The following is an 18,931-nucleotide window of genomic DNA, read 5'->3' as shown; positions in this document are numbered from 1 at the left end:
GTCGGTGATCAGCGCCGCGCAGGAAGCGGCAGTCCTGCGATCGCGTGGGCGATGTGGCCGCGCCAGTGTGCGGGGTCGATGCGGTGGACCGCGTCACCGTCGAAGGCGCTGGAGATCACCACATCCGGAGTGATCTCGACGAGAACGCGAAGGCTCTCGGCGATCGTGGCAGCATCGGCGGGCGTGTGGAAGCTGTCGATGTAGCCGCCGCGCCATTCACCGTCGATGTGGAACAGCGTGTCGCCGGTGAAGAGGTAGCGGCCCTCGGCGCCGCGAACCAGATAGCAGACGCTGCCCGGCGAATGGCCCGGGGTGGGGATGATCTCGATGCCGTTGGCGTCGGTGTAGCGGCCTGTCACCGGCACGTCGACATGGTGGTGCCTGGTGATCTGAGCGAGATCGCCGGCCGGCGCGTGCAGTGTGGACCCGAACCGCTCGGCGATGCGGGCGAGCATCGGGCCGGCCTCGTCCCGGTGGCTGAGGTAGTGGTGGCGCACGCCGCCAAGTGCGTCGAGTCCGTCGAAGTCGGCGTCGGTCGCCGGTGAGTAGAACAGGATGTTGGCCGGTGTCCACAGATAGGCGTGGGTGGTCAGCCCGGGAAACGGTGAGTCGGTGCGGGTTTCGTAGAGATCGTTGAGTACCTGATGCATGCTCTCAGGCTGCAACCTCAACACCCATTGAGGTCAAGTACTCCTGGCGAGCAGACGCGAACTAGCGTGAATCGCCGCGGAAACACGCGAGTTCGCGTCTGCTCGCGGGGGGTCTAGAGCTCGGCGAGTTGCTTGACCGTAGGGGCGATGCTGTCGATCCACGCTGCCGGAGAACCGTTGGGCGGGAAAACGATCGCCTCGTCGACACCCAGCTTGGCGTAATCGCCCATGGCGCGGACGAACTCGTCGCGGGTCTCGGGCGCCGGGCTCAGATCGTTGACCATGATGGTCTTGCGGATGGCGTCGTAGTCGGTACCGACGTCGTCGCAGTGCCCGCGCAGCACCCGCAGCTTGTGTGCGACCTCGTCGGGTGAGGTGCCGAAGAGGTTGCAGGCATCGCCGTACTTGGCCACCAACCGCAGGGTCTTGCGCTCGCCGCTGCCGCCGATGAGCACCTTGGGCTTGTTGATCGGCTGCGGGTTACACAGCGTCTCCTGCAGGTGGTAGTGCTTGCCGTGGTACTCGCCGTTGTTGTTCGGGTCCCACATCTGGTTGCAGATCTGGATGGTCTCTTCGAGCCGCTCGAAACGCTCAGCCAGCGGCGGGTACGGAACCCCGAGGCCGAGGTGCTCACGCTCGAACCAGGCCGCTCCGATGCCGAACACCGCGCGGCCGCCGGAGAGCACGTCGACGGTCGTGACGGTCTTCGCGAGTAGCCCGGGGTGGCGGTAGGTCACGCCGGTGACGAGCAGGCCGAGGTCGATGCGGGAGGTCTGGCCCGCGAGGAAGCCGAGAAGCGTGTAGCCCTCGAGCATGTTGGCCTCCGCGGGCAGGCCGGTCGGCTCGATCTGGAAGTAGTGGTCCATGAACCACAGTGAGGTCGCGCCGGCGTTCTCTGCTGCTGCGCCGGCGCGGGCGAGTTCGGGTCCGATGGCTGTGGTGCCGCCGTCGATGTCGAGGATCGGAATGCTGAGGCCTAGGTCCATGCTTGCTTAAAGTCGCTATCCGGGGCGTGCATTCCGCTTGGCAGAAACTTAGTTGCGGGGCTCCGGACGGCCAAGCCCGGGCACGATGTCGTCGAGGCGGAACGTCACCGGCCGGTCGATCTGGTCGAAGGTGCACGAGCGTGGCTCGCGGTCGGGCCGCCACCGGTTGAACTGTGCGGTGTGCCGGAAACGCGTGCCCTCCATGTGGTCGTAGCGCACTTCGACGACTCGCTCCGGCCGTAGCGGCACGAACGACAGATCCTTGCCCGCATTCCACCGCGACCCGCCGCCGTAGCGGCGCACCACATCGGGGTCGACGTGCGCCGCCCAATTCCACGGGTGTTCGTCGAACGTCGTCACCAGCGGCTGCAGTTCGGCGAACAGCGCACGCCGGCGTGCCATGGGGAACGCGCCGATGACGCCGACAGACGCCAGCGATCCGTCGTCGGCGTACAGGCCCAGCAGGAGTGAGCCGATCGCATCCGGTCCCGACTTGTGCAACCGGTACCCGGCGACCACGCAGTCCGCCGTGCGCTGGTGCTTGATCTTGAACATCACGCGTTTGTCGGGCTGGTAGGTGACCTCCGCCGGTTTGGCGATCACGCCGTCAAGACCGGCGCCCTCGAACACCGAGAACCAGCGCTGGGCGGTGGCCAGATCGGTCGTCGCCGGTGTCACGTGAAACACCGGTCCCGCCCCGGCCAGCGCGTCGACGAGCACGGCTCTGCGGTCGGAGAACGGTCGTCCCGTCAGGTCCTCGTCATCCAACGCCAGCACGTCGAACGCGATGAACGCGGCGGGCGTCTGATCAGCCAGCATCCGAACCCGCGAGGCGGCCGGGTGCAGCCGCAACTGGAGGGCCTCGAAATCGAGGCCGTGTCCCGTCGCTATGACGATCTCGCCGTCGATCACGCAGCGCGGCGGTAGTTCGGCCCGCGCGGCGTCGGCGATCTCCGGGAAATACCGCGTCATCGGCCGTTCGTTGCGGCTGCCCAGTTCGACGTCGTCGCCGTCGCGGAACAGGATCGAACGAAACCCGTCCCACTTCGGCTCGTACCAGGCGCCGGGCGGCATCTCGGCGACCGACTTGGCCAGCATCGGCGAGACGGGCGGCATCACGGGCAGGTCCATCACCCTATTGTTGGCGGCGATCCAGCCGCGGTGTGGGCCCACTCCCTTGGTTAAGCGACTCCAGTCAACGGCGCGCCGTTCGGAATCGGAGCTACAGTTGTCGATCGTCTGAGCGCGCCTGAGACAGTAAGAGCGGATCGTGGGCGTTGACGAGGAGGATGCCGGGGTCGTCCGCCAGTCACAGTTCGCGTAGCCGCCGATGGTTCTCCTGAACTTTCTTCCAGTCATGGGCGATGAGGCGTTCGAAGACCGTGAGGGCAATCGGTGCCGATCGGGATCCGTCGAGCTGGCCGTGATGATAGAAGGCGTCTCCCGCGTGAAGGACCCACCGCTGACCCGTGTCCACGGCGACTGCGGCGTGGCCGCGGCTGTGTCCGGGAAGGCTGATCATCACGAGACCCGGGGCAACGTCGGTCAACTCTTTCGCAGCCGGAAACCCGTGCCACGGTTCGCTCGTCGAGGGATGGTGTTCGACGATTGCGGGCTGGTGTGCGCGCTGTGTGGGCCGATACCGCGTTCTCTCCATCAACGTCTGCGGGCGCTGCACCGCAAGAGCTTCGCCGTTCGTGACGTGGACACGGGCCCAGGGGAAATCGGCGAGGCCACCGGTGTGATCGGCGTCGAAGTGGGTGAGCACGATGTGGCGAACGTCGGCTGGCTTGAAGCCAAGCCGCCGAACGTGGTTGATCGCCGCCTCTTCCCTGTCGAAGGTCGGCCGGAAGTAGTGACGGGCGGCGCCGAAACGCGGCGATGGCGCTTCGGCGTCGCGCAGCCCTAGTCCCGAATCGACCAGGACGAGACCCGTGTCGGTTTCGGCGAGCAGGACGTGCGACACCAACCCGCCGGGCGTCGCAGGCGGCCGCATCGTGCCGCAGTTGAGATGGTGGACCTTCACGTCGGCATGTTGATGACGCGCCGCATGAGGGCGTCGAATGTGCGGTTGGGCAGAAGGCGGCTCAACGCAATCAGGGGGCGGGCGCCGGCGCCGACGACATAGCGGGTCTTGGGACGTCGGGCTGTGCATGCCCTGGTGATTGCTGTGGCGATGACAGAGGGCGGCGACGTCAAGCTCGCGCCGGGTTGTGAGCTGGCTCGAAGTCGGTCTGCGACGGCGTTGGCTTGCCGTTCGTACGGTCCGGAACCCGAGGTGGCGACGAGCTTGTCCGCAGCGACGGCGCCCCAGTCGGTCTGGATGGAACCCGGTTCGATGAGGACGACGTGGATGCCCAATGGTTCCGCCTCGAGTCGCAGCGCGTCGCTCAGTCCTTCGACGGCGTACTTGCTGGCGTGATACCAGCAGCCCAGTGGGGTCGCGAGGCGGCCACCCATGGAGCTGACATTGACGATGGTGCCGCTCCCCTGGGCGCGCATGTGCGGCAGGACCAGCTGGGTGAGGCGAGCCAGGCCGAACACATTGACATCGAACTGAGCCTGAGCTTCCGACAGCGGGGTGTCTTCGAGTGCGCCGTAGGAGCCGTAGCCGGCGTTGTTGACGAGCGCATCGATACGACCCTCGGTGTCGATGATCTGCGCGACCGCTGCAGTGACGGACGCATCGTCGGTGACATCGAGCGGGATTGTCTTGATGCCGGAGGCACTGAGCCTCGCCATGTGTCCTGTGCGACGGGCGGCGGCGTAAACGGTGAAGCCGGCCTTGTTCAAGGCGGTGGCTGTTTCCGCGCCGATTCCCGAGGATCCCCCCGTTACGAGCGCCACTTTCGCTGCCATGTCTCATTTCCCTTCTTAAGGAACCGCCGGTCTGTTGTATTTGGAACGTAAGAGACCGCTGGTCCTTTGTCAACCGGGTGGCTAGGCTGTCGTCGCGTGCAGACGTTTCAACGAGCGCGCAGTGCCGAGCAACGCGAGGCCAGACGAGAAGCGATCCTGGGCACCGCGCATCAGATGCTCACCGAGATGCCCGTCAGTCAGGTGACCATGAACGGCTTGGCGCGCCGGGTGGGACTCGCCAAGTCAAATGTCATGCGCTACTTCGAGTCACGTGAGGCAATCCTTCTCGACCTGCTGTCCCGCATGTCGGCTGAATGGTTGGTCGAGGCGACAGCCCAAGTGGAACAGCACCTTTCGCGGGACGGAAACGCCCCGGAGAGAGCGCACACGCTCGCGCAGATCTTCGCGGCCTTGTTCACCGAGCACCGGGTGCTGTGCGACTTGCTCAGCGCAGAGACCTCCGTGCTCGAACACAACGTCTCCGAAGAGGTGGCTCTTCGCTACAAGCGCGGAGCGCTCGAGGCCCTCGACGGGCTGGCTGCCTTGATCGTCGACGTCCTACCCGAACTCGACGCCGAGTCAGGGCACGATGCGGCGTTCACCACCATCGTCCTGGTCGGAGCGATGTGGACACACAGCCACCCGTCTCCGGCGATGGCGGCGGTCTATCGCGACGAACCAGCGCTGGCCACGGTCGAGGGATTCGCCGAATCCCTTGACCACATGATTTTCACCTACCTCACCGGGCTGCTCGCGATAGCGGCCGGGACGTAGCGCGCGGCCTCAGCCCTTGCGCCCCACCAGCGCGTCGACGGGATCCGGTGCGCCGTCGCGCCCGCGCACCACCCGGAACGCGACGTACCCGACGATCAGCGTCAGCACGACGAAGATGAGCGCGAAGTACTGCAGGAAGAGCGAGTCGCCGGCGGGGTTGTAGACCTCCTGCCGTGGCCAGCCGATGTTGACCACCAGCAGGCCGCCCATCACGACGGCGATCAGGTTGACCGGAATGCCCCAGCGACCCAGGTCCATGATCGGCTTGCCGTGCGACAGGCTCGTCCCGCGCAGCCGGTGCACCAGTGCGGGGACGGTGACCATCAGGTAGGCGAGGTAGACGATGACGACCGACACCGACGCGATGGCGGCGAACACGCTGGCCTGACCGAGGTTGACCAGCAGGACGAGGATGGCCAGCGCGCTGACCGAGATGCCGGTGATCACCGGGGTTCCGGTCCGCTTGTTGACCCGGGCGAGGAACGAGCCGAGGGGCAGCCGGTTGTCACGGGCCATCGAGAACATCACGCGGGACGCCGAGGCCTGGATGGCGAGCGTCGCCGAGAAGATTGCGACGGCAACCAGGCCCAGCAGCGTCTTGCCGAGCCACGTGTCGAGCTGGCTCTCGATCACCCACGCCATACCGCCGTGGGCCAGGTCGTCACCGAGTTCGGGCGCCGACATCAGCGCGGCCAGGATCATCAGGCCTCCGCCGACGAAGGACACGAGCAGGGCCATGACGATCGCCTTCGGCGCGGTGCGACGCGGGTCGCGGGTCTCCTCGGAAAGCTCTGCGGCACTGTCGAATCCGTACATCACGTAGGCGGCCATCAACATCGAGGCGAGGAACGCCGGCAGGTAGGCCACGCCGCTGCCGTGGCCGCCGGTGTCGGCGACGGCCTGCACCGGGCCGCGCTCGGCGGTCAGGAACATCGCGCCGATGATCAGGACGACGCCGATGATCTCCAGCGTCACCCCGGTGACGGTGATGCGGGCCATGAAGCGCACGCCCGCGGCGCTGATGATCGTGCACAGCACGATCGTGACCGCGCCCAGGATGATGCCGTTGGTGGCGCCGTCGACCGACAGCGGATCCATATCGGAACCCACCACCTGGAAACCGCTCCAGATGGGCGGCAGCACCGTCTGCATCGCGATCGCCAGCGCCGCGATCGACACGATGTAGCCGATCAGCATGAACCACCCGGCGAACCAACCGATCGCGTTGCCGGCGAGCCGGCGGGACCACTGGTAGATCGCACCCGCGACCGGGAACTTGCCGGACAGTTCGGCGAACACCAGGCAGACGCAGAACTGGCAGATGAACACGATGGGCCAGGTGAAGAAGAAGGCCGGGCCGCCGAGCGCAAAGCCGAGCGGGAAGAACGCGAACACGGTGGTCAGGATCGACACGAAGGAGAAGCCGCTGGCGAACGAGGCGTAGCCGCCGATGCCGCGGTGCAGTTCCTGGGTGTAGCCGAGGTCCTCCAGCGTGGAGGCGTCCTCCGCGGAGGAGATGGCGGGGTCGTAGCCGGCGGTCATGGCGCTCCTGACATGAGACATTCCTGTCGTGCGACAGAAACGTACAAAGTCTTCGTGTGCTGGCCGTTTCGGTTATGTCACGGCTGTGTGACCGGAGCCTGGACAGGTCACAATCGACTCCATGCCGCACGCTCATGATCTCGCGCAGAGCGTCGCCGCGCTCGACGGCTGCGCCGACGAGGCGGGCCTGCGTGCCGAGATCACCCGTGCGGCGACCAGCCTGACCCGACGGCCCGAACAGTCGCAGGCGTGGTCGGCGGTCCTGCGCCACGCCGTGGCCGCGGGGGTGCGCCTGGTGGAACCGGCGGACTGGACGTGGTTCGTCTCGGGCAGCGTGGCGCGTGGCGAGGCCGTCCCGGGGTCCGATGTCGAGACGATGGTGATCCTCGGCGACGGGATCGGCGACACCGCCAAGACCGACCTGTTGGCGCGTGCGGCCCAGGTGCACGCGCTGCTGGAGCGCTGCGGTGTCTCCGGCGACGCCAACGGCGTCCTGGCCAGCCGGGCGCGGTTCTGCCGGAGGCAGCGCAGCTGGGTCGAGGGCATCGAACGGTGGGCCAGTGAGCCCGAGCGTGACCGGGGGGTGGTGATGACGGGGTTGATGGCCGACGCGTCCGCCCTGTCAGGAGCGGAGGACACGCTGCGGGTGTCGGCGCGTGCGGCGGCGGGCCGACACTACGCGGTCCGCCAGGCGATGCTGCACGACGCCACCGCGGTGCGCGCGACCGTTCCGTCGCGGTTGCGCGTGTTCGTCAGCGCCGGGGACTCCGTCGACGTCAAGCGCGCGGTGCTGGATCCGGTGGTCAAGATCGCCCGCTGGGCGGCGCTGTCGGTCGGCTCGACGGCGCTGCCCACCCGGCAGAGGTTGGCCGACGGGGCCGCCGGCGGGGTGTTGGACGACGATGACGCCGCGACGCTGGACGAATGCCACCGATGGTTGACGCGCTTCCGATGGCAGGGACGCGTAGCGGATGTGCGTAGCCGCGATGTTGTCGCGCTGGGGGATCTCTCCCCACAGGATCGCGCCGGGCTGCGCAGCGTCGCCCGCGACGTGTCCGGGGTGATGCGCAAACTGTCGTACCTGTCCTCGATCTCGGCGTTCGCCGACACCTGATGCCGGTGGACCCCGAAGAGCACATCGTCGCGACGACGGTGGCCGTGCACCGTATCGAGGGATGGCGCCCCGACACCGAGCACCTCGACGCGCTCACCGCCATCGTGCGGGGCGACCTCAACTGCGACGACCATCTGGCCGCCTACCGGAATCGTCACCCACCGCCTGTTCCGCAGCGCCGCCGGTGGCGCGTCGGACGGCCCGCGCCCTACCTGATCCCGGGAACGCAGTTGCTGCGCAACGAATTCGGGGTGACCACTGCCGAGGTCCTCGCCGACCTGGAGTACATGACGTCCGCGGCGCGGATGGTGGAGTGGCTCTGCCGACAGCCCGGTGCAGACCCTCTCGACGTCCGCGATATCCATCGGCACCTGTTCGGCGGGGTGTACGCCTGGGCGGGACGCTACCGAACCGTCGAAATACGCCGAGGAAAGCACTCGTTCGGCTCGGTGTCGTCGATCGACGATGCGATGGCGGCGGTGCACGCACGAGCGCAGCAGTTGACCGGCGAAGATCACGATGCGCCGCGGATGGCCTACGAGCTTGCGCGAATCTACGCCGACTACAACCAGATTCACCCCTTCCGCGAGGGCAATGGACGGGCCGGCGCCCTGTTCCTCCTGGGTATTGCGACGCGCTGTGGCCGGCACCTCGACTTCACCGGGATCGAGCGCGCTGACTGGTACGCCGCGGCGATCGACAGCATGCCGCTGCGCCGCGACGGCCAGGCGAGTCACCGGCCGTTCCTGTATCTGCTGAATCGGGCCGTGCGATGAGCGCATGATGACGGCATGCTGCGAATCGCGCTGTGCGTGCCGGTAGTCGTTGCGCTCGCGGCCCCCTGCGCGGCTCAGCCGCAATCGGGGTCTGCGGCGGCCGTCATCGACGAACTCGAGGATCAGGGCTACGACGTCGCGATCAACTGGGTGAGCGGCATCAGTAGCCGACCGCTGTCGGAGTGCCGCTCGCTGGGCGTTCACAATCCAGACCTCACCGGCCCGCCGCCGGAGACGTTCACGACGGTGTACGTCGACGTGTCTTGTCCCAACGATCACGACGACGGCGGCGTCTGGATCGAGGGCGGCCCGGGCGGCATCGGAGTCGGCATCGGTAACTGAGCGCGATGACGACAGCGATGACATTGTCTGGGTACTCGGGTCTACGTGAGTATGGATGCCATGGACCTGCCCGTGATGCCGCCGCTGGAGCCGATGCTCGCCAAGGCGCAGAAGGCGGTTCCCGCCGAAGTCGGCGTGTGGTCCTATGAGCCGAAGTGGGACGGATTCCGGGCGTTGGTGTTCCGCGACGGCGACGAGGTGGTGCTGCTGTCGCGCAGCGGCAAGGATCTGGCCCGCTACTTTCCGGAGGTGCTCGACGCCGTGCGCGACGAACTGGCGCCGCGCTGCGTGCTCGACGGGGAGATCGTCGTGCCCCGCGACGTCGACGGGCGGGTGCGGCTGGACTGGGAGTCGCTGAGTCAGCGCATCCATCCCGCAGACTCCCGGGTCCGGATGCTCTCGGAGCAGACGCCGGCGCACTTCATCGGTTTCGACGCCCTCGCCGTTGGTGACACCTCGCTGCTGAAGGAGCCGTTCCGCACCCGGCGAGAAGCCCTGATCGACGCGGTCAACGAGAAGCAGTGGTGCCACGTCACCCGGACCACCGAGGATCCCGAGCTGGGCACCCGGTGGTTGCAGGACTTCGAAGGCGCGGGGCTGGATGGGGTGATCGCCAAGCGACTCGACGGCGTCTATCTCCCGGGCAAGCGCGACATGGTGAAGGTCAAGCATGCCCGCGACGCCGACTGCGTGGCCATCGGCTACCGAATTCACAAGAGCGGGGAGGGAATCGGCTCGATCCTGCTCGGTCTCCACCGCGAGGACGGCTCGTTGCACATGGTGGGCGGGGCCGCCTCGTTCACCGCGAAGGCGCGGCTGTCGCTGCTGGCCGACCTCGAGCCGCTGCGCATCGGCGACGACGTCCGCGACGGGGAGCCCAGCCGGTGGAACTCCGCAGCCGACAAGCGCTGGATACCGGTGCGGCCCGAGCGGGTCTGCGAGGTCGCCTACGACCAGATGGAAGGGGACCGCTTCCGCCACGCCGTCTCGTTCCGCCGGTGGCGGCCCGACCGTGACCCCGCCAGCTGTACGTTCGACCAGCTCGACGTGCCGGCGACCTACGATCTCTACGACGTTCTGGAGTCCTGATGCCCAGTCCTGCAACCGAACTCGACGTCGACGGGGTGAAGGTCCGGCTGACCAACCCGGACAAGCCCTACTTCCCGCAGCTGGGCGCCGACGGCACCAAGGGCAAACTCGTCGACTACTACCTGTCGGTGGCCGATCGGATGGTCGCGCTGCTGCGGGACCGCCCGGTGCACCTGCAGCGGTTCCCCGACGGTATCGACGGCGAGGAGATCTACCAGAAACGCGTACCGCAGAAGCATCCCGACTACCTCGAGACCTGCACGGTCACCTTCCCGTCCGGCCGCACCGCCGACGCGTTGAAGATCACCCACCCGTCGGCGATCGCGTGGGCCGCCCAGATGGGTTCGGTGACGCTGCATCCGTGGCAGGTGCGTTGCCCCGACACCGAACATCCCGACGAGTTGCGCATCGACCTGGACCCGCAACCGGGCACCGGGTTCGTCGAGGCCCGCACCGTCGCGGTCGACGTCCTCAAGCCGCTGCTCGACGAGCTCGGGCTGGTGGGCTACCCCAAGACCTCGGGCGGACGCGGCGTGCACGTGTTCCTGCGCATCGCGCCCGAGTGGGATTTCATCGCGGTCCGCCGCGCCGGGATCGCGCTGGCCCGCGAAGTCGAGCGGCGGGCGCCGGACGCGGTGACGACGTCGTGGTGGAAGGAGGAGCGTGGAGAGCGGTTGTTCATCGACTACAACCAGAACGCCCGCGATCGCACGTTCGCCTCGCCGTATTCGGTGCGCAAGACGCCGATCGCGACGGTGTCGACGCCGCTGACGTGGGATGAGCTGCGCACCGCAGACCCCGACGACTACACGATGCTCACCGTGCCCGACTTCGTCGCGGGCCGGCCCGATCCGTGGGCCGACATCGACGCGACAGCCCACCGCATCGACACCCTGCTGGAGATGGTGGCCGCCGACGAGGAGCGCGGGCTCGGCGATCTGCCCTATCCGCCCAGTTATCCCAAGATGCCGGGCGAACCGCCGCGCGTGCAGCCGAGCAAGAAAGTGGCCGCGCACTGGGATGACGAAGGCAACCCGGTCACGCGGGACTAGCACGAGACGGGACTGCGACCGCGGCATCTATTTGAAGGGGTTGAGATCTCGACCCAGTACGTATTGAAGGCGTTGCGGCAGTGGGCGTACGGCCGCCGCGGTGAGCTTGTTCACCGTGCCCGGAATACAGATGGGCTTGCCGGCCATGACCGCGTCGTATCCCTCGCGCACGACGTCTTCTGGGTTTTGCCAGAGTAGGCCGGGGAGGCGGTCGGCCGCGTCGCGGGCGCCCATGACATCGTGGAACTCACTGTGGGTGAAGCCGGGGCAGAGTGCGGTGACGTGGATTCCGTGCGGCTTGAGTTCCATGTCGAGTGACTGGGACATGTGGAGTACGTAGGCCTTGATGCCGGTGTAGAGCAGACCTTCTCCGGGCGGCCCCATGGCGGCCAGGGAGGACAGGTTGATGATGCGGCCCCAGCGGTGCTGCTTCATGTTCGGGACCACGCGGTGAGCGAGTTCGGTTGTGGCGGTGACCATCAATTGGAGTTCGGCGGCGACCGATTCCCAGGGGTTCTGCGAGAATTTCGTGCTCGCGGACAGTCCGGCGTTGTTGATGAGCACATCGATGGGCATGTCGATGTTGGTGGCGTGTTCGATGATGGCTGCCGGCGTGGTGGGGTCGTTGAGGTCTGCGGCGAGGACCTCGCAGCGCCGACCGTGTGTTCGGTGTAGGTCGGCGGCGAGTTCTTCGAGGCGCTCGGCACGGCGCGCGACGAGCAGGACGTCGTAGCCTCGGGCGGCGAGGTGGCGGGCGAACGCGGCGCCGATGCCGGCGGACGCTCCGGTGATCAGTGCGGCCCGTTGCGGATCAATCATGAACATCCCCTTTCAGGTTGACTCGTGTGGGTGTCACGCGGCGGTCTGACGCGTGTGGGTGAGGTAGTTCTGCACGTCGAAGGTCCTGGTGCGGGAGCGGAACCGGAAGGTGAAGGTCGGCCACATCGTTGAATTGCGGCCGCGGGAGTCCAGATACCAGCTCGAGCACCCCCCGGAGTTCCACACGGTTTCCTTGAGTGCGTCGTCGACCCAATCATTATGTGCTGCTTGCGCTTCAGGACGGACATCGACCGACGCAAAACCCTCGCGGCGCATCGTTGCCAGCGCGGCGGCGAGGTAGGCGGCTTGGGATTCGAGCATGTACACGATCGAGCTGTGACCCAGGTTGGTGTTGGGTCCGTACATCACGAACAGGTTCGGGAAGCCCGCAACTGTCATGCCCAGGTGCGCATTCGGGCTGCCTGCCCAGTGCGCGGCCAGGGTGGCGCCGTCGGCGCCGGTCAGTAGGTGCGCCACCGGCGGCTCGGTGGGGGTGAACCCGGTGGCGAAGATGATGGTGTCGACGTCGTGATGCCTGCCACTGCCGTCGCGAACGCCGGTATGGGTGATCTCGGCCAGGGCAGTGGTGACCACCTCGACGTCGTCGCGGGAGAGCGTGGGTAGCCAGTCATTGGTGAGCAGGATCCGCTTGCATCCGATGCGGAAACTAGGCGTCAACGCCGCGCGTAACTCCGCGTCGGGCACCTGGCGGCGCAGCTGAGCCTTCGCGACGAGTTCGACCAGAGGGAGCAGCCAGGTCAGGTGCGCCAGTGCTGCGAGGTAGATTTCGCGGTAGCCATAGACCATCCCGCGAACCAGCCTCTGCACAAGCGGAATTCGGCGATACAGAGCCTTCTCGAGGCGGCCCAGCGTGCGATCCAGACGGGGCATCACCCAGGCAGGGGTGCGTTGGAACACCGTCAGATGAGAGGTCCGGTCTGCAATTTCGGGTACGAACTGCACCGCTGAGGCACCGGTGCCGATGACGGCGACTCGCTTGCCCGTCAGGTCGTGGTCGTGTTTCCAGGTGGCGGAGTGAAACACGATGCCACCGAAGTCGTTCAGTCCCGGCACGTTTGGCAGCTTCGGGGTGGACAGCGCGCCAGTAGCCGCGACCAGTACCGTCGCGGTCAGATTGCCCAGGGAGGTGCGGACTCTCCAGCACTGCCGCTGCGCATCCCAGGATGCACCGAGCAATTCGCATCCTGTGACCAGGTGACGCCGCAGTCCCGTCTGGTCGGCCACCGTGATGAGATAGCGGTGAATCTCGGGTTGGCGGGCGAAGGTGTGACTCCACTTCGCGCTCGGTGCGAAGGAGAACGAGTACAGCGATGTCGGTACGTCGCAAGCACACCCGGGGTAGGTGTTGTCACGCCACGTGCCGCCGACCTCGTCGGCCCGCTCGATGATCAGTAGGTCGGCTCCGGGTTCGGCGCGCAATACCGCCGCGGCGGCGGCCATTCCGGCGAATCCCGCGCCAACGACCAGCGTGTGCACCGATGGCGGAAGGGCAGAGGTCGTCGGTGACGGTGCGCTCATCGAGTACCACCACCGCCGACGTGTCGGTCCAAGAAGTCGATCTGATCGGTGACGATCTGCTCGAAGTGCGGATCCAGATAGGGCTCGAAGTGTGAGATGTCGTAGGACTTCACCTCCCCGCGGGGGATGCGCGCCACGATCCTTTGAGCCTTCGCGTAGGGGGTGACGTCGTCCTTGATGGCCAACTGCACCAGCGTCGGTGCGGTGATTTTGGCGGCGTGACGGCCCGGCGAGTACAGCGGCACCTGCAGAGCGAGGCGCGCAGCCACGTCGTTTTCTGCGAGTAGTTCCTCGCGCTTCTCCCCGGCCATCCGTTCGACCAATTCGGCGGCCCCGGGGGAGGTCATCATCGCCACGTCGCCGGGGTAACCGATGGCCGCTGTCCGGTAGGGCGGGCGCCCCAGCCATGCGCCGATCTGGTCGCGCAAACCAGCCGAGACCAGCCTCGCGACCAGTTTCGGTGATTGTGAGAACGCGGACGCCGGACCGGAGACGTGCGGCACCTGGACGACGACGGCTGCGAATTCGTGGTCAGCGGCGGCCAATGTGAGCACGTGGCCGCCACCGAAAGAGGAACCCCACCCCACGACCCGAGAGGTGTCGACACCGTCCAGGCTGCGCGCGTAGGCGATGGCGGCGCGCCAGTCCGTCTGCTGTTTTGCGATGTCCAGGATTCGACGGGGCTGCCCGTCGCTGGCTCCCCAGTGCCGGTAATCGAACACCAGGGCCGCGTAGCCCGCCTGGGCGAATCGTGCGGCATAGGCGTCCAGACGCAGTTCGCGGAAGGCGGCGAAGCCGTGGGCCAGCACGACGATAGGCGGATTCTTGACGCCGTCGGGCCGGTAGAGCCACGCCGCGCAGGTTGTTCCCTCGGACGTGAAAGTGACGTCATGCCGGTCGTAGCTGGGTCGTGGGGTCATCAATCTGCCCTCCGTCGGGTATCTTGAATGGCGTTCAACAAAACGTAGCACCGTGTTGAATGGCATTCAACACGGTGTGACGTAGACGGCACCCAGGAGGACGTGATGGCGCAGAAGCGCCCGCAGGCCGCCGAAGAGAAGCGTGCCGAAATCGTTGCAGCAGCACGGCGACTGTTCATCGACGCGGGTTACGACGCGACCTCGATGAGCCGCCTGGCCAAGGAAGCCGGCGTCGCGCCCAACACCATTTACTGGTACTTCGGTGACAAAGACGACGTGTTGATCGCGGTGCTCGACGCGGTCATGGCCGACGTGTGGCCGCAGTACGAGGCAATCGCAAGTCAGCCGATCGCGGAACGGCTGCTATGGATCGTCGGCAAGCTCACCGAGATGAGCCGTCTCGTCACGACGGTGCATGCCCGCGTCGAGCACTCCGGGGCCATTGCCGAATGGCATCAGAACTTCCATGCGATCACCGGCAGCCTGCTTCAGTTCGAACTCCAGGCCGCCGGAGTTCCCGCGCCCGACGCCGAAGTCGCGATCGGCGTCTTCACGGTCGAAGGGCTTCTCATGCACCACCACGACGAAGGTCAGCAGCGGGCCATCATCGACGCCCTGGCTTCGCGCTGGACCACACACCGGCCAGAGGTGATCACGTAACCGCAAGGGCGACAGTGAGTTCGGCGATCGACCGCGGGTCCTGGAGCCTCTCGCCGTAGGCGTCCCGTAGCTGCCGCAGCCGATAGCGGATCGTCGACGGCGACACGAACAGGTCGGCTGCCACGTCGTCACGGCGGCCGTGATGCAACAACCAGGACCGCAGCGTCTCGACGAGCCGCTCCCGCGTCCGATCGGGCAGCCCCGCCAACGGAGACAACACTCGGTCACGTAGATCGGCGAGCGCGTCGGCGTCCGCGCCGACGACCAACTCCGGGAGGAACTCGTCGGTGTCGAGGACGCCGGCTGCGTTCGGCCCGCGCTGCGCCGCGGCCCGCACCGCCCGCCGAACCGACGTCCGCGCCGCCTGCCACGACGCCGCCGGCCCCACGACGGCATTCGTGGATTCCAGCGACACGAGGAACGGCGGACGTGCTGAGCCACCGACGTCGCACACCAGGACGACGCGCTGCCCCGGGGCCACCTCGACGGCATCGTCGGGCACGTTGAGCGTGCGGGAGTCGGATGAGATCGGGGTGTGCCGTCGGCTCGCCAGGACCACCGCGGTGAGCGTGCGCGGGGCGGTCCAGTTCGCCTCGGCCGCGGCACGTTCCACCTCGTCGGCCGGTGCCCCGTTCAACAACACGCGAACCAGTCGCTCACGGTGCCGCTCACGGTCCAATCCCGACCTCGCCTGCTCCTCGGCGTAACCCGCCACCCCGGCCGCGGAGATCTGGTCCAAGTAGGCGAAGAACATCTCGGCGAACGCGCTGATCTGGTCCCGGTCGATGTCGTCACGGACGGCCACAGAGCTCCAGTCGCGCCAGAGTTCGCGCGCGCCGACACGATAGGCCGCCAGTTGTACCTCGGTGGGTCGGCCGTTACGGGCTTCACGCCGACCGAAGCGGTACGCGGTGTCCAGCACGTCCTGCATGGGCACAGCCGTGAGCGGTTCGGTCGACGCGTGCAACTGGTCGAGCAGGGCGCCCAACAGCTGGTCGGCCGAGGCGGTGATGACCGGACGCCACGAGTCCTCGGCAGCGGTCGCGAGCTCAGGGACCTCGGCGATGACGGCCAGCACCATGCGGTCGATGAGAGCCGGCAATCCCGCCCGCATCGCCGCCAGTGTGTGCGGAGGCAGCCCGACGATTCGCGTTCCCGGGATCGGCAGCTCAGGCATGAGGCCGACTGTACGGGTTCGAAGAACCGCGAACTGGCCGCCAGCGACAGTTTTAGCGCAAAGAATTGGCCGTTCAGGGCGAGAAGTTGACCACAGAGGTGAAGAAGAATGGGGCCATGACCATCTCCTCGACCATGCCCGGTAGCGGCACCAGCCGGGAGGACATCTCGCTGCGGCTGCTCAAGGGCTCGGCCAAGAAGTCCTACGAACCCGTCGTCGACATCGACTGGGACGCCCCGCTGGCCGACGACAAGTACTTCGTCCCACCGCACATGTCGTCGCTCTGGGGCACGCCGCTCTGGGAGCAGATGTCCGATCAGCAGCGGATCGAATTGTCCCGGCAAGAGTTCGTCAACTACCTGTCGATGGGAATCTGGTTCGAGAACATGCTCAACCAGTCGTTGCTGCGAGGGATGATCCACTCCTCACCGACGGCCCACACCACGTTCTACGAGCTGACGGAACTGGGCGACGAAGCGCGCCACATGCTGATGTTCGGCAGAGCCATCGAGCGGCTGGGCGTCGAGCCTTTCTGGCCGACAGGGAACGCAGCGCGCCGGGTGAACGCCATGGCCTTCGTGTTCCGGGGCCCGATGCTGTGGATCGCAGCGCTGGTCGGCGAAGAGATCTTCGATGCGCTGCAACGCAGGATCCTCGAGGACGGGCAGGACGTGCAGCTACTGGTGCAACGCGTGATGCGCATCCACGTCACCGAAGAGGCCCGCCACATCCAGTTCGCCCGCGACGGCATCCGGCGCGACGTGGCCACGCTGTCGCCGCGCTTGCGCTGGCTGTTGGCCAATCTGCACGGCCTCGGCGCTCGGCTCTACTTCCAGAACTTCACCCGACGCGGCCTGTACCAGCGCGTAGGACTCGACGCCGCCGAAGCGCAGCGGCAAGCACGCGCCAACAAGAACTTCCACGCCGTGCAGCGAACGGGTTTCGCATCGCTGGGCGAATTCCTCGACGATGTCGGCCTGATGGGGCCGCTGGCGCGCCGGATGTGGAAGCGGAGGCACTTCCTGTGATCGACCTCGGTGAGGGGCAGGACGGAAGGCCGGGCTACGCCGGACCGGCCAGCCTGGTCGTCGGCGACGTCCGTCATCCCGTACGAGTGCGGTTGACCGGCTCCATCAACCCCTTCGACGGGCATTACCACTGGCAGGGCACCGTGTACGACGCCCCGCCGGAGGTGCGGTCTGGCAGCGCGGCGGCACGCCTGTGCGTAGCCGACGTCGATGTCGCCGCTCGGCTCGTGGAGCGGACCGCGGGTGGACACCTGATGATCAGCGGTGTCGGCCGGCCGCCCTTCGCGCCCTGACCGACAGGGGAATCGCGTCGCGGCGTGACCGCAGTCGCTACCCTGCCCAGGTGACCTTCCGCAAACTCCTCGCCGCGCTGGCGATCTTCGGGGTGCTCGCCAGCGGCGTCGGCATCGCGTCGCTCGTGCTGGTCGCCAGGTCCGACGATCAGCAGTCCGCGGTGCCGCGCCGGACACCGCCCGAGCCGCCACCGCCGTCGGTGCCCACGGTCAAGGAGTTCCTGATCGGAGTCACGGTGACCAACCAGGCCTGCCAGCCGAACGGCCCGTGCGTGTACACCTACACGATCGAGCCCAAATACGTTGGCCTGCATCCTTTCCCGGAGACGCCGTTCGCCGTCGAGTACGAGGTCACGGGCGGCAACGCGCCACAGCCGGGCAGGTTCACCGTGCAGGGCGAGAAGGCGGAGATCTTCAAAGACGTCCAGATCGAGGGGCCGCCGGGGGCGCGCCTGTCGGTGAACGTGCTGCGCGTCGTCGAGGAGCCACCGCCTGCTCCGCCGCCACCCGGTGCGCCGCCACCACCGCCGCCACCCGCACCGACGGCGCCGCAGCCGTGACCGAACCGCAGCGGAGCCCCTGGATCCGCAACTTCAACCCGGCGCCGGCTGCGCCGCTTCGTCTGGTGTGCTTCCCACACGCGGGCGGGTCGGCCAGCTACTACTTCCCGCTGTCACGGGCACTCTCCCCGGAGTTCGACGTCTTCGCCGTGCAGTACCCGGGGCGCCAGGACCGCTACAAGGAGCCGTTCGTCGAGACCATCGACGAGCTGGCCGACCAGATCACCGCCGAACTCGCCGCGGTGCCCGCCGGGCCGGTCGCGTTCTTCGGGCACAGCATGGGCGCCGTCCTTGCCTTCGAGGTGACCCGCAGGCTGGAGGCCGCGCAGGGCCGCACACCAGTGACGATTTTCGCCTCCGGCTCACGCGCCCCCAGCCGCTACGGCGACGAACGGGATCACAAGGACGACCGCGAGCTGGTGGACGTGATGCGTCAACTCGGCGGCACCGATCCGCGGGTGCTGGAGAACCAGGAGATGCTCGAGACGTTCCTGCCGGCGTTCCGCAACGACTACCGCGCCCTGCAGGCCTACCACCGTGGCACCGACATCGGCGTCCACGCTCCCGTGGTCGTGATGACGGCGACCGATGACCCCAAGACCAGCGTGGCCGACGCCTCAGCGTGGCACGAGCACACCTCAGCAGGCGGGTCCGTGCACACCTTCTCCGGCGGGCACTTCTATCTGGAGAAGCAGCCGCAGCAGGTGATCGACGTCATCGCTGCAACGTTGCGGGGGCTCCCGGGCTGACC

21 protein-coding genes are annotated in these 18,931 nt (G+C 67.2%); 11 read left to right on the top strand and 10 right to left on the bottom strand.

Going from position 1 to position 18,931, the window contains the following annotated elements:
- Window positions 1-8: 8 nt before the first annotated feature.
- The 5 genes from ACZYYX_RS01140 to ACZYYX_RS01120 form a co-directional block, all read right to left on the bottom strand.
- Window positions 9-650 (bottom strand): MBL fold metallo-hydrolase, encoded by a 642-nt coding sequence (locus ACZYYX_RS01140; RefSeq protein ID WP_463812567.1) that lies wholly within the window; start codon window positions 648-650, stop codon window positions 9-11.
- A 113-nt stretch (window positions 651-763) separates the two neighbouring features.
- Window positions 764-1,636 (bottom strand): LLM class F420-dependent oxidoreductase, encoded by an 873-nt coding sequence (locus tag ACZYYX_RS01135; protein ID WP_463812566.1) that lies wholly within the window; start codon window positions 1,634-1,636, stop codon window positions 764-766.
- A 48-nt stretch (window positions 1,637-1,684) separates the two neighbouring features.
- Entirely contained in the window at window positions 1,685-2,767 is a 1,083-nt protein-coding gene (locus ACZYYX_RS01130; RefSeq protein WP_463812565.1) for an ATP-dependent DNA ligase, read from the bottom strand.
- 178 nt (window positions 2,768-2,945) lie between these two features.
- Complete coding sequence (locus ACZYYX_RS01125; protein WP_463812564.1) at window positions 2,946-3,662, bottom strand: MBL fold metallo-hydrolase; 717 nt, start codon at window positions 3,660-3,662, stop codon at window positions 2,946-2,948.
- The gene (locus tag ACZYYX_RS01120) at window positions 3,659-4,495 is read right to left on the bottom strand and encodes an oxidoreductase (RefSeq protein ID WP_463812563.1); all 837 of its coding nucleotides are present in this window, start codon (window positions 4,493-4,495) and stop codon (window positions 3,659-3,661) included. Before ACZYYX_RS01120 ends, ACZYYX_RS01125 begins: the two co-directional genes overlap by 4 nt.
- 96 nt (window positions 4,496-4,591) lie before the next feature.
- On the opposite strand from ACZYYX_RS01120, the gene ACZYYX_RS01115 reads away from it, so the two are divergent.
- Window positions 4,592-5,269: a TetR/AcrR family transcriptional regulator gene (locus ACZYYX_RS01115; RefSeq protein WP_463812562.1), complete on the top strand. Its 678-nt coding sequence runs from the start codon at window positions 4,592-4,594 to the stop codon at window positions 5,267-5,269.
- 9 nt (window positions 5,270-5,278) lie between these two features.
- Here the strand turns inward: ACZYYX_RS01115 and ACZYYX_RS01110 are convergent, their stop codons facing one another.
- Complete coding sequence (locus ACZYYX_RS01110) at window positions 5,279-6,811, bottom strand: amino acid permease (RefSeq protein ID WP_463812561.1); 1,533 nt, start codon at window positions 6,809-6,811, stop codon at window positions 5,279-5,281.
- Window positions 6,812-6,932: 121 nt separating this feature from the next.
- Here ACZYYX_RS01110 and ACZYYX_RS01105 point away from each other — a divergent pair, with 121 nt between their 5' ends.
- The 5 genes from ACZYYX_RS01105 to ligD are packed head-to-tail and all read left to right on the top strand — an operon-like array spanning window position 6,933 to window position 11,184.
- Window positions 6,933-7,925: a putative nucleotidyltransferase substrate binding domain-containing protein gene (locus ACZYYX_RS01105; RefSeq protein WP_463812560.1), complete on the top strand. Its 993-nt coding sequence runs from the start codon at window positions 6,933-6,935 to the stop codon at window positions 7,923-7,925.
- Window positions 7,925-8,701 (top strand): Fic/DOC family protein, encoded by a 777-nt coding sequence (locus tag ACZYYX_RS01100; RefSeq protein ID WP_463812559.1) that lies wholly within the window; start codon window positions 7,925-7,927, stop codon window positions 8,699-8,701. The genes ACZYYX_RS01105 and ACZYYX_RS01100 overlap by 1 nt, the downstream gene beginning before the upstream one ends.
- Window positions 8,702-8,716: 15 nt before the next feature.
- On the top strand, window positions 8,717-9,043 hold the full coding sequence (locus ACZYYX_RS01095) for a hypothetical protein (protein WP_463812558.1): 327 nt from the start codon (window positions 8,717-8,719) through the stop codon (window positions 9,041-9,043).
- A gap of 51 nt (window positions 9,044-9,094) precedes the next feature.
- The gene (locus tag ACZYYX_RS01090) at window positions 9,095-10,132 is read left to right on the top strand and encodes an ATP-dependent DNA ligase (protein ID WP_463814751.1); all 1,038 of its coding nucleotides are present in this window, start codon (window positions 9,095-9,097) and stop codon (window positions 10,130-10,132) included.
- The gene (gene ligD, locus ACZYYX_RS01085) at window positions 10,132-11,184 is read left to right on the top strand and encodes a non-homologous end-joining DNA ligase (RefSeq protein ID WP_463812557.1); all 1,053 of its coding nucleotides are present in this window, start codon (window positions 10,132-10,134) and stop codon (window positions 11,182-11,184) included. The genes ACZYYX_RS01090 and ligD overlap by 1 nt, the downstream gene beginning before the upstream one ends.
- 27 nt (window positions 11,185-11,211) lie before the next feature.
- Here the strand turns inward: ligD and ACZYYX_RS01080 are convergent, their stop codons facing one another.
- The 3 genes from ACZYYX_RS01080 to ACZYYX_RS01070 are packed head-to-tail and all read right to left on the bottom strand — an operon-like array spanning window position 11,212 to window position 14,462.
- On the bottom strand, window positions 11,212-12,003 hold the full coding sequence (locus tag ACZYYX_RS01080) for an SDR family NAD(P)-dependent oxidoreductase (protein WP_463812556.1): 792 nt from the start codon (window positions 12,001-12,003) through the stop codon (window positions 11,212-11,214).
- 33 nt (window positions 12,004-12,036) lie between these two features.
- A complete protein-coding gene (locus tag ACZYYX_RS01075) occupies window positions 12,037-13,542 on the bottom strand; it encodes a flavin-containing monooxygenase (RefSeq protein ID WP_463812555.1) in 1,506 nt (501 codons plus the stop codon).
- Window positions 13,539-14,462 (bottom strand): alpha/beta hydrolase, encoded by a 924-nt coding sequence (locus tag ACZYYX_RS01070; RefSeq protein ID WP_463812554.1) that lies wholly within the window; start codon window positions 14,460-14,462, stop codon window positions 13,539-13,541. The genes ACZYYX_RS01075 and ACZYYX_RS01070 overlap by 4 nt, the downstream gene beginning before the upstream one ends.
- A gap of 105 nt (window positions 14,463-14,567) precedes the next feature.
- On the opposite strand from ACZYYX_RS01070, the gene ACZYYX_RS01065 reads away from it, so the two are divergent.
- Window positions 14,568-15,122: a TetR/AcrR family transcriptional regulator gene (locus ACZYYX_RS01065; RefSeq protein WP_463812553.1), complete on the top strand. Its 555-nt coding sequence runs from the start codon at window positions 14,568-14,570 to the stop codon at window positions 15,120-15,122.
- On the opposite strand, the gene ACZYYX_RS01060 is transcribed toward ACZYYX_RS01065, so the two are convergent.
- Entirely contained in the window at window positions 15,115-16,299 is a 1,185-nt protein-coding gene (locus tag ACZYYX_RS01060; RefSeq protein ID WP_463812552.1) for a PucR family transcriptional regulator, read from the bottom strand. The genes ACZYYX_RS01065 and ACZYYX_RS01060 overlap by 8 nt on opposite strands.
- Window positions 16,300-16,415: 116 nt before the next feature.
- On the opposite strand from ACZYYX_RS01060, the gene ACZYYX_RS01055 reads away from it, so the two are divergent.
- From ACZYYX_RS01055 to ACZYYX_RS01040, 4 genes are read left to right on the top strand one after another with little or no spacing between them, the layout of a single operon-like run.
- Window positions 16,416-17,327 (top strand): AurF N-oxygenase family protein, encoded by a 912-nt coding sequence (locus ACZYYX_RS01055; protein ID WP_463812551.1) that lies wholly within the window; start codon window positions 16,416-16,418, stop codon window positions 17,325-17,327.
- Window positions 17,324-17,620, top strand: coding sequence for a DUF4873 domain-containing protein (locus ACZYYX_RS01050; protein WP_463812550.1), 297 nt, complete (start codon window positions 17,324-17,326; stop codon window positions 17,618-17,620). The genes ACZYYX_RS01055 and ACZYYX_RS01050 overlap by 4 nt, the downstream gene beginning before the upstream one ends.
- Window positions 17,621-17,670: 50 nt before the next feature.
- The gene (locus ACZYYX_RS01045; RefSeq protein ID WP_463812549.1) at window positions 17,671-18,180 is read left to right on the top strand and encodes a hypothetical protein; all 510 of its coding nucleotides are present in this window, start codon (window positions 17,671-17,673) and stop codon (window positions 18,178-18,180) included.
- Window positions 18,177-18,929 (top strand): thioesterase II family protein, encoded by a 753-nt coding sequence (locus ACZYYX_RS01040; protein WP_463812548.1) that lies wholly within the window; start codon window positions 18,177-18,179, stop codon window positions 18,927-18,929. The genes ACZYYX_RS01045 and ACZYYX_RS01040 overlap by 4 nt, the downstream gene beginning before the upstream one ends.
- The last annotated feature ends 2 nt before the right edge of the window (window positions 18,930-18,931 follow it).

The organism is Mycobacterium sp. IDUB_1, assembly GCF_055419625.1.
Note: the sequence above shows the minus strand (reverse complement) of the source record. Positions and strands in the feature narration are given on the sequence as shown.